The 8928-nt window shown below is 67.8% G+C and carries 11 protein-coding genes; 4 read left to right on the top strand and 7 right to left on the bottom strand.

Annotated features, from left to right (window positions below; translation table 11 throughout):
• Positions 1-108: 108 nt before the first annotated feature.
• Positions 109-267 carry a hypothetical protein gene (locus tag VFS34_02775; GenBank protein HET9793360.1) on the top strand — a complete coding sequence of 53 codons (159 nt, stop codon included), beginning with the start codon at positions 109-111 and terminating at the stop codon, positions 265-267.
• A 134-nt stretch (positions 268-401) separates the two neighbouring features.
• Here the strand turns inward: VFS34_02775 and VFS34_02780 are convergent, their stop codons facing one another.
• Together VFS34_02780 and VFS34_02785 are read right to left on the bottom strand one after the other, a co-directional pair.
• Positions 402-800 carry a hypothetical protein gene (locus tag VFS34_02780; protein ID HET9793361.1) on the bottom strand — a complete coding sequence of 133 codons (399 nt, stop codon included), beginning with the start codon at positions 798-800 and terminating at the stop codon, positions 402-404.
• Positions 801-1138: 338 nt separating this feature from the next.
• On the bottom strand, positions 1139-1684 hold the full coding sequence (locus tag VFS34_02785) for a cytochrome c (protein HET9793362.1): 546 nt from the start codon (positions 1682-1684) through the stop codon (positions 1139-1141).
• Positions 1685-2113: 429 nt separating this feature from the next.
• On the opposite strand from VFS34_02785, the gene VFS34_02790 reads away from it, so the two are divergent.
• Positions 2114-2611 carry a hypothetical protein gene (locus VFS34_02790; GenBank protein ID HET9793363.1) on the top strand — a complete coding sequence of 166 codons (498 nt, stop codon included), beginning with the start codon at positions 2114-2116 and terminating at the stop codon, positions 2609-2611.
• A gap of 51 nt (positions 2612-2662) precedes the next feature.
• On the opposite strand, the gene VFS34_02795 is transcribed toward VFS34_02790, so the two are convergent.
• The 5 genes from VFS34_02795 to VFS34_02815 all read right to left on the bottom strand — a co-directional run bounded on the left by VFS34_02795 (position 2663) and on the right by VFS34_02815 (position 5887).
• Positions 2663-3160, bottom strand: coding sequence for a DUF1579 family protein (locus tag VFS34_02795; protein HET9793364.1), 498 nt, complete (start codon positions 3158-3160; stop codon positions 2663-2665).
• A gap of 10 nt (positions 3161-3170) precedes the next feature.
• Entirely contained in the window at positions 3171-3812 is a 642-nt protein-coding gene (locus VFS34_02800; GenBank protein ID HET9793365.1) for a DUF2911 domain-containing protein, read from the bottom strand.
• Positions 3809-4342 (bottom strand): hypothetical protein, encoded by a 534-nt coding sequence (locus VFS34_02805; GenBank protein ID HET9793366.1) that lies wholly within the window; start codon positions 4340-4342, stop codon positions 3809-3811. Before VFS34_02805 ends, VFS34_02800 begins: the two co-directional genes overlap by 4 nt.
• A 29-nt stretch (positions 4343-4371) precedes the next feature.
• The gene (locus VFS34_02810) at positions 4372-5130 is read right to left on the bottom strand and encodes an NIPSNAP family protein (GenBank protein HET9793367.1); all 759 of its coding nucleotides are present in this window, start codon (positions 5128-5130) and stop codon (positions 4372-4374) included.
• A gap of 151 nt (positions 5131-5281) precedes the next feature.
• On the bottom strand, positions 5282-5887 hold the full coding sequence (locus tag VFS34_02815) for a hypothetical protein (GenBank protein HET9793368.1): 606 nt from the start codon (positions 5885-5887) through the stop codon (positions 5282-5284).
• A gap of 89 nt (positions 5888-5976) precedes the next feature.
• Here VFS34_02815 and VFS34_02820 point away from each other — a divergent pair, with 89 nt between their 5' ends.
• Positions 5977-7455 (top strand): PLP-dependent aminotransferase family protein, encoded by a 1479-nt coding sequence (locus VFS34_02820; GenBank protein HET9793369.1) that lies wholly within the window; start codon positions 5977-5979, stop codon positions 7453-7455.
• Positions 7456-7495: 40 nt separating this feature from the next.
• On the top strand, positions 7496-8928 hold a 1433-nt coding region (locus tag VFS34_02825), incomplete at its 3' end, for a protein kinase (protein HET9793370.1).

Raw genomic sequence — 8928 nt, forward strand, 5'->3', positions numbered from 1 at the left:
GATCTCGAGGAGATCACCGGCGACTCGGTGACCTCGGTTCGAGGCTACTTCGTCTCCACGATGCTCAACGGGGACTAGACGACCGTTCGATTTCAAGGCTCGAGCAAGATGAAGGACGGGAAGTTCGTCAGCGGCGCGGGCACCTGGACCTACATCAGCGGCACCGGAAAGCTCAAGGGCATCAAGGGGAAGGGGAAGTACAAGGGCACTCCTAACGCGGACGGGAGCGTTTCCTACAAGGTCGACGGAGAGTACCAGCTGCCCTAGCGACCCGGCGCTGACTTCCGCCCTCGACGGCGGAAAACACCCCGAACCGGCACCGGCTCCTGCGGTCGCGAGGAGCCGGTGAGTTCGGGGGCGAAGAGGAGCTGCGCCGACGCGCTGCGCGGTTTTCGCCGGCGTCAGGGCTGCTTCTTTTCTCCCGTCGTGGTCGTGGCCGCGGGAGCGGTCGTCGTCGGAGCGGCGGATGCGGCGGCGGCAGGCGTCGCGAAGATCTTGACTTTCGTCGCCGTCCACGTCTTTCCCTGGACCCGGTAATGAACCGTCGACATCGCGCCGTCCGCGATCGTCCCTTCCACCTTCGTCCTATCGTCCATCGAGAACGAGTGCGACCGTCCCTTCTTGTCGGTCACGGTGAAGGTCTTCGCCGCGCCGTCGTACTGGGAAACCGCGCCGTGAACCCGATGGCGGAACTTGGCGAGCATGGGGGAGAAGAAGTTCTCCTCGTCCCCTCCGCCGCAGGCGACGGCCCACAGGCCGGCAAAGGCGAGAACGGCCAGGATGGCTCTCCGGGTTCGCATATTTTCTCCTTCCGATTGCCGAGCAACGTATTCCTCGGGCAGGCAAGGGTCAAGTCCTGCGCCGACTTCATCCCGGCGATCCGCGGGCACGACGACGCTCTTCGTTTCGCTTCGGCATCCTCCTCGTTGATGCATTCCGCCGCGGCGGCGAGTCCGGCGAGAGAACACGATGGTCGGGCTGGATCGGGCGCCGAGGTTACGTGTTGATCGTCGGGGACGCGCGCGAGCGGAAGACGCCTCTCACCGCAGAGCTTGAACGAGCCGAAATCCTCGTGCGACGCCTCTCGAGGCGCCGGTGAAGGAATCCCGCCATGGGGCGCCCGGCCGGGGACGCGGCGTTAGTGGTTCGTGGGCGTCGCGGTCGACGACGGCGGCGCCGCCGACCCGAGATCGCTGCGGACGGCCGGCGGGAGCTTGTCCGCGTTCTTCACCAGCACCGTCACCTGCCAGATCTGGGTCTCCGTGAGGCTGCCCTTGAATTCCGGCATGCCCGACATTCGGATCCCGTTCTCGACCTTCCAGTAGGTTTCCCACTCCTCGTCGTCGGTCACGCCCTTGCCCTGGAAGAGCGGCGGCGGAGGCGGAAACATCCCGCGGGCGATCGAGCTCCGGTCCATCCCCGGCAGCGTGTGGCACACGGCGCAGTTGTCCTTGTAGACCCTGGCCCCGGCGAGGAGGTTCGCATCGTCGGCCGGCACCTGCGGCTTCGGATGCGGAAGCTTGTTCAGATAGGCGTGGAGACCCATTCGCGCGAACGTCTTTTCGAACGGCATCGGAGGAGCCGACGCGGCAACGGGCGCGCGCCCCGACGCGAAGTACCAGTACGCGCCCCCCGCGGCCAGCAACCCGGTCAGCACGATTCCGAGAACGAAGCCTTTCAGCATCACGGCGACTCTATCTCAGCCGGGGCGAGTCGGCGGCGGCCCCCACCGGGTGAAACGACGTCGAGGTCTCCGCGGCCGCCGTCGCCCCGTGCCGCCGAACGCCGTTGCCGCCAGTCGGCCGACGGAAACCCGGGATCGCGCCGCGCCCGCGAGCCGTTTCCAATTCTCGCCGTTCAGCCGCGAGACGCCGGGCGGGTCGTTCGCGCCGCGCCCGAAGCGCGGCTTTCCTTCGTGCGGTTCGGATTGAGCGTCACGGTCACGCATCCGGAGAACGCCAGGAGCAGGATCGCGAGAAGGACCTTCGGGAGTTTCGTGCGATCAGGGTAGCACGTCTGCCGGCGCGGGCTTCGGTCAGGGACGGCATTGGCGACGGAACGCCGTCACGAATCGCACGGTACGCGAATTGCTCTTCGAATCGCAGGAGGTGCCATGAAGAGCACTATCGATGATCCGGAAGTCCACGACAAAACGAATCCCGATCCCATCACCGGTGAACCCGGTTCGCACCCGCTCGGAACGGGCGCCGGCTCCGCCGGAGGCGCGGCGGCGGGAGCCGCCATCGGCGCGGCCCTCGGCGGACCGGTGGGCGCGGTGGCGGGCGGCGTGATCGGCGCGGTCGCCGGGGGCGGCGCGGGACACGCGATCGCGGAAGGCGTCAATCCCACGGTCGAAGAGGCGTACTGGCGGGAGAAATACGCCACGCGCCCCTACTACCGGTCCGGCACGCGCTTCGAGGACTACCAGCCCGCTTACCGATACGGTTGGGAGAGCGCCGCGAGTCCCGCGTACAAGGGGAAGAAATTCGAGGACGTCGAGTCCGATCTCGGCCGCGGCTGGGAGAAGGCGAAGGGAACGAGCCGCCACACCTGGGACGACGCGAAGATGGCGACCCGGGACGCGTGGTACCGCGTCCGCGGCGAGAAGTAACGGGTCACGTCTTCCGGGGGCCGGCGGGGCCCCCGTCTCTATTCTTCATTCTTAGGCTCCCCGCCGCCGGCGAAAATCGATCACCCAGTGGAGCCTCCACGTCTTTCCGGCGTCGGACGAGCGCGAGCTTTCCCAGTGCGCGGAATCGGGCGTGATCTCCGACCACGTGAGGCGCGACCGAACGGGCTTCCCGTCGGTTTCCGTCCATTCGCCGAAGAGGTCGATCTTCCCGTCGCGGAAGACGCCCTTCCACACGTGGAAGCGGCCGGGCTCGAGGCTGTCGGTCCACGTGTGCTCCCACTCGCGCGTCTCGCGGTTGAAGGCCCGCAGGCCGAGACCCTGGAGCTTCCCGCCGTGGTAGATGCCTTCGAAATGCTCGACGAAGATCTTTCCGTCGAGCGCCCGGGACGCCGTCAGCGACCCCGGAGCCTCCGCCCAGCCGTTCTCCGAGGGAACCCGGCAGATCGCGGACCACTCTCCTTCCAGGAAATCGAATTCACGCCCCGCGTCCACGGCGGCGCGATCGTCTTCTCTCGTCATCGTGCTCATCGCCGTGCTCCTATCGGGCAACCGAGAAATCCACGATCGCCGCGGTCGTCTCCCAGGCCATGCCGAGCCTTCCGCCCGAATCCGTCATGTCCAGGAAAGAGATCGTGAACTGGTCGACGGAATGCTCGAGGCGCGAGACCGCCATCGGGGCTCGAACGACGTCGAACTTCGGGTCGTAACCGAACGATCCCCACATCGCGATCTTTTCGTTCGGGTCGTACTTGTCCTGGGTCTTCTGTGTCGACAGGACGAGAGTCCAGCCGGACTCCTTCAGCTCGACCAGGACGTCGTAGGTACCGGGCGGCAGCGTCTTCCCGCCGATGACGAGGGGGACCTCGGTGGAGAGCTTGGTCGTCGGCCCGGCGCCGGCCCTCCACACGGGAGCTCCGGCGTTCACTCCTTTTCCGTAGTCCGCTCCGGAGCCGAAGATGTTCTTGCGGCCGCGAAGGATCGGTCGGCCGTAGTCGACCTCGATCCACTTCCCGCCGGGATACTGGGGGGCGCCTCCGCTCGGGCCGGCCGTCCACGATCCTCCGACCTGGGTCGAGGCCGTGCCGCGGGGAGAGAGCGGTTTCGCCGGCTGCTGCCCCCGGGACGTGGCGGCCAGGGAAGCGAGTCCCAATCCCAGAAGCGTCGCTGTCTTTGCTTTCATTTTTCCTCCTTCACGCGCGAGTCCGTGGCGATCCAGTTCACTTCCCAGGTTTTTCCGCCGTCGTCCGAAAACGCCTGCTCGAAGCGGCATGAATCCGGAGTGAGCTCCCTCACGACGAACCGGACGAGGACGGCCCGGCCGCCGAACGTCTCCTGGTCGTAGAACTCGCCCCGGCCGTTCCTGAACTCGCCGACCGTCGGCTGGCTCAAGGCGCCGGTCGCGCCGTTGGCGAAGTTGAGGCTCCACTGGTGCGACCGCGGATCGTAGAGGCGCAGGCTCAGGCCTTCGAAGTGACCCTCCGGGCCGTCGACTTCGAGCTCCACGAGGTTGGCGCGGCCGTCCCACACTTTTCGCACGACGGTCGTTCCCTCGTAATCGACCCACGTCGTGGATCCGGTGAGCGGGTGGAGGAGGCGCGACAGGTGCGTCGTCCACCGGCCGATTTCGAAATCGAAATCGTGCCGGCCGTCGCGCGGAACCGCGGGGCTTCCGGCCCTGGCGGGGTTCTGCGCGAAGAGGCAGAGAGGCAGCAGAACGGCGGCGAGGACCAGGCGGGCTCTCACGGGAGCCACCGGAGCCGGCAACGGCGGGTCGGGCGGAGGACCACGAATTCCGGATCGCCCCGGAGCAACCCGGAAGCCGACAGCCCGCGCGCCGCGCGCTCCGCGAGCAGCTCGAATGTCGAAAGGGTCGATTCGTTCTCGAGGATCCCCATCCACACGAGAAACGGGCCGTCCGTCCGGACGGGGAGCCGGGGAAAGTTGTTCGGCACGTCGAGCGTCTCGAGCACTCCCGCCTCGCGGAGGCCCGCCGCCCGGTATCCGGCGAACGCCGGCTCGGCGCGCGCGGCCAGCGCATCGACCTGGCCGGCCTTCGCCGCGAAGATCTGCGCCACGACGATGCCGCGGGCGCCCGGCGTCTCCCGCACGGGATCGACGGCCGGCAGAACCGGGATTCCGCGAGCCGGATTCAACGGCCGAAGGAGAAGCACGTCGTCGTTGTCGACGATGATGGCGTTCATCGTCGCGCGGTGCTCCTTCCACAGAGGCCCGTCGTAGAAGGCTCCGTTGACGGCGGCCCGTTCGTCCATCGAATGAAAGCCCCGAATCCAGGTGAAATGCGCCGGCTCGTCTCTTTCGAGGAACTGGCCGAACGCGATCGCCCCGAGCTGCTCGAAGGCCTCCGGAAAGAAGCTCTCGAAATAGTCGGCGAAATGCTGCCGCTCTCCCTCCTTGATCGTGTACCGGCGGAATTCGACGACGGGAAAGTCCTTCAGGTGCGCGACGGCGCTCATCGAAGGATCGACCCCCGCGGTCACGGCCGTTCCTCCGGTCGTCATCGCGCAGGCCGCTCCGAGGAGAAGTCCGATCGCGATTCGAAGAGCCGTCGATCGTCTTCCCGCGGACCCTGGCGGAGATTCCCGATCCGACGCGCGTTCCATCCGCCGCCTCCCTCCGTGCTCACGAGAGTCACCGCGCCTTGTCCTCGTTGACTCGCGTCTGATCCGTGATCCAGTTGACCTCCCAGGTCTTCCCGCCGTCTTCGGAGAACGACTGCTCGAAATGGGGCGTGCCCGAGTTCATGTTCGTCCAGACGTACCGGCAGAGGATGCTTCTTCCGTTCAACGTGTCCTGGGCGTAGAACTCGCCCCGCCCGTCCCTGAACTCGCCGACCTGCGGCGGGACCACCGTGCCGTCCTTGCTGTTGGCCCAGTAGAGGCTCCACTGGTGGCTCACCGGGTTGTAGGTGCGGAGCGTCAGGCCTTCGATGTGTCCCGTCGGACTGTCGAGCTCGACCTGGTCGAACTGCGCGCGGCCGTCCCAGACCTTCACGCAGACGCCGCTCCCTTCGAATTCGATCCAGTCCTGGGATCCCGACAGGGGATGCTGCAGGCGCTTCAGGTGGAACTTCCAGGCGCCGAGCAGCGGGTCGAAATCGTGCTGTCCATCCCGTTGGACGGCGGCCGCGGGAATCGCCGTGGCGGCGGCCGCCGGCTTCTGCTGCGCGAGCCCGCGGACGGCCGGGATGGCGAAAACCAGTCCGCCGGCGAGGAGATAGGGTCGAACGTCTCTCATCGGTTCCTCCCGGCACATCTTTCCGCGTCGACAGGTACACGGCAATATCCATTTGTTGTCGATTCGACATGACCATTATGATTTCCGGAATGAAGCGCGCGTCACCCGCTCTGGTTCCCGCGATCCCGATCGACCGCTCCTCGCCGGCGCCCCTGTATCGCCAGCTCTACGACGGCTTCCGGAGCGCGATCCTCGATCGGCGGCTGCGGGCCGGCGAGCGCGTTCCGTCGACCCGGACGCTCGCCGGGGAGCTCGGAATCTCGCGTCTTCCGATCGTCAACGCGTTCGAGCAGCTCGTCGCCGAGGGATATTTCGAGAGCGGAGTCGGCTCGGGAACGTTCGTCGCGAACGTCTCCGCGAGGACCGCCTCGACCCCGGGTGAAAGACGGCGCCGCGCGGCGGGGAGCCCGCGCCGGAAGGCCGTCTCCCGGGATTCCGATTTTCTCCGGCGGGGAACGGATCCGTGGCTGGGAGGGCGCGGAGCTTTTCGCGTCAGCCAGCCCGCGCTCGACCGGTTTCCGTTCCCGGTCTGGGCGAGGCTCGTCGGACGGCACGCCCGGGAGATGCGCGGCGTCCCCGCTCGTCTGAGCTACGGCGATCCGATGGGCGATCGTGCCTTTCGCGAGGCGGTGGCGACGTACCTGCGAAGGGCGAGGTCCGTTCGATGCGAGGCGGACCAGATCATGGTCGTCGCGGGCTCGCAGCAGGCCCTGGACCTCACGGCCCGCGTCCTCCTGGACCCCGGCAGCGAGGTCTGGGTGGAAGAGCCCGGCTACCTCGGCGTCCGCGACGTCCTGAGGCTTCGGGGCGCGGAGCTCGTTCCCGTTCCGGTCGATTCCGAGGGCCTGAACGTCGCGGCCGGCGTCGAACGGAGCCGGCGGGCGCGCGCCGCCTACGTCACACCGTCGCACGAGTACCCGCTCGGAATGACGATGACGCTTTCGCGCCGGCTGGAGCTCCTCGACTGGGCGCGCCGGAGCGGGGCGTGGATCATCGAGGACGATTACGACAGCGAGTACCGCTACGAGAGTCTGCCGATCGCTTCGCTCCAGGGACTCGACCGCGATTCGCGCGTCATCTACATCGGAACGTTCAGCAAGGTCCTCTTTCCGGCCCTGCGGGTCGGGTACATCGTCGTCCCGGAAGATCTCGTTTCCCGATTCGCGGCCGTCCGCGCCGTCTCGGACGATTTTCCGCCCCTGTTCGTGCAGTCGGTCCTCGCCGAATTCCTGTCGGGGGGCCATTTCGCGCGGCACGTCCGGCGGATGCGCGCGCTCTACCGGGAGCGCCGCTCGGCGCTCGTCGAAGCGATCGAGGAGGAGCTCGGCGATTCCCTGAGCGTCGTCGGGGGCGAGGCGGGAATGCATCTCGTCGCCGTCCTCCGGAAACGCGGAAAAGATCACGAGTGGTCGTTGCGCGCCGCCCGCGCCGGCGTCTGGGCGATGCCCCTTTCGTCCTGCTATTTCGGAAAAGCGACTCGTCAGGGGTTCGTGCTCGGATTCAGCGGGACGGACGTTCCGGAGATCCGCGCGGGCGTCCGGGGCCTGAAGACCGTGATGGGGCGCTGACGGCCGAAACGACCGGGAATTGGCGGTATTCTTCCGCCCCATGACCCTCCCCGCCGGTTCGCGTCTCGGTCCCTATGAGGTGTTGTCCCCGATCGGCGCCGGGGGCATGGGCGAGGTCTACAAGGCGCGCGACACCCGGCTCGAACGCGTCGTCGCGGTCAAGGTCCTCCCCACCGATCTCGCCGCGACCCCGGAGCTCAAGGCCCGCTTCGAACGCGAGGCGAAGGCCGTCTCCGCCCTTTCGCACCCGCACATCTGCGCCCTCTACGACGTCGGAAGCGAAGGCGGCGTCGAGTACCTCGTCATGGAGTACCTCGAGGGGGAGACGCTCGAGGACCGGATCGGCAAGGGCCCTCTTCCCGTCGAGCAGGTCCTGAAGCTCGGGACCCAGATCGCCGACGCGCTCGAGCGCGCGCACCGCCAGGGGATCGTCCACCGGGACCTCAAGCCCGGGAACGTCATGCTCACGCGCTCCGGCGTGAAGCTCCTCGACTTCGGGCTCGCGAAATCCCTCGCTCCCGCCTCCGGGCTCCGCGACGACGCTCTCTCGTCGCTCCCGACCTCGGCGGAGCCGTCGCGGCTGACGGAGCGCGGCACGATCATGGGGACGTTCCAGTACATGTCCCCCGAGCAGCTCGAGGGGAAAGATGCCGACGCGCGGAGCGACATCTTCGCTCTGGGCGCCGTCCTCTACGAGATGGCCACGGGAAAGAAGGCGTTCTCGGGAACGAGCCGCGCCTCGCTGATCTCGTCGATCCTCCGCGACGAGCCGCGCCCGATCTCGGCGGTCGTGCCGATGACGCCTCCTGCGTTCGACCGGGTCGTCAGGACCTGCCTCGCCAAGGACCCCGACGATCGATTCCAGACCGCGCACGACGTCAAGCTCCAGCTCGAGTGGATCGCGGAAGCCGGATCGCCGGCGGGCGCGCCCGCCGTCGTCGTCTCGCGCCGGAAGAGCCGCGAGCGGCTCGCGTGGATCGTCGCGGGCGGGGCGATCGTCGCCGCGCTCGCTCTCGCCGGGATTCTCGCGCGGCGCTCGCCGGCTCCCGCCCGGACGGTCCGAGCGGCGATCGAGCTGCCCGCCGGGGCGGCGATCGAGAAACAGAACGCCTCCCTCGCGCTCTCTCCCGACGGCCGGATGCTCGCCTTCGTCGCCGAGGGCTCCGACGGCAAAACCCTGATCTACCTTCGGGCACTCGACAGCGTCGCCACGCCGGTGCTCGCGGGGACCGATGACGCCAGCTATCCGTTCTGGTCGCCAGACGGCCGATCCCTCGGGTTCTTCGCCGACGGGAAACTGAAGAGGATCGAGGTCTCCGGCGGGGCGGTTCAGACGATCTGCGAAGCTCCGCAGGGCCGCGGAGCGACGTGGGGGCCGGACGGCACGATCGTCTTCACCCCGAACGTATTCGGCGCCATGGAACGCGTGCCGGCTTCGGGAGGGACTCCCGTCGCGGCCGAGTCGGAGATCCC

The sequence above is a fragment of the Thermoanaerobaculia bacterium genome, assembly GCA_035717485.1.
GTDB lineage: Bacteria > Acidobacteriota > Thermoanaerobaculia > UBA5066 > DATFVB01 > DATFVB01.

Bases quoted from the DNA above. Each gene is read 5' to 3' on its own strand.
- VFS34_02775 (HET9793360.1), top strand. From the start codon at position 109: ATGAAGGACGGGAAGTTCGTCAGCGGCGCGGGCACCTGGACCTACATC.
- VFS34_02780 (HET9793361.1), bottom strand. From the start codon at position 800: ATGCGAACCCGGAGAGCCATCCTGGCCGTTCTCGCCTTTGCCGGCCTG.
- VFS34_02785 (HET9793362.1), bottom strand. From the start codon at position 1,684: ATGCTGAAAGGCTTCGTTCTCGGAATCGTGCTGACCGGGTTGCTGGCC.
- VFS34_02790 (HET9793363.1), top strand. From the start codon at position 2,114: ATGAAGAGCACTATCGATGATCCGGAAGTCCACGACAAAACGAATCCC.
- VFS34_02795 (HET9793364.1), bottom strand. From the start codon at position 3,160: ATGAGCACGATGACGAGAGAAGACGATCGCGCCGCCGTGGACGCGGGG.
- VFS34_02800 (HET9793365.1), bottom strand. From the start codon at position 3,812: ATGAAAGCAAAGACAGCGACGCTTCTGGGATTGGGACTCGCTTCCCTG.
- VFS34_02815 (HET9793368.1), bottom strand. From the start codon at position 5,887: ATGAGAGACGTTCGACCCTATCTCCTCGCCGGCGGACTGGTTTTCGCC.
- VFS34_02820 (HET9793369.1), top strand. From the start codon at position 5,977: ATGAAGCGCGCGTCACCCGCTCTGGTTCCCGCGATCCCGATCGACCGC.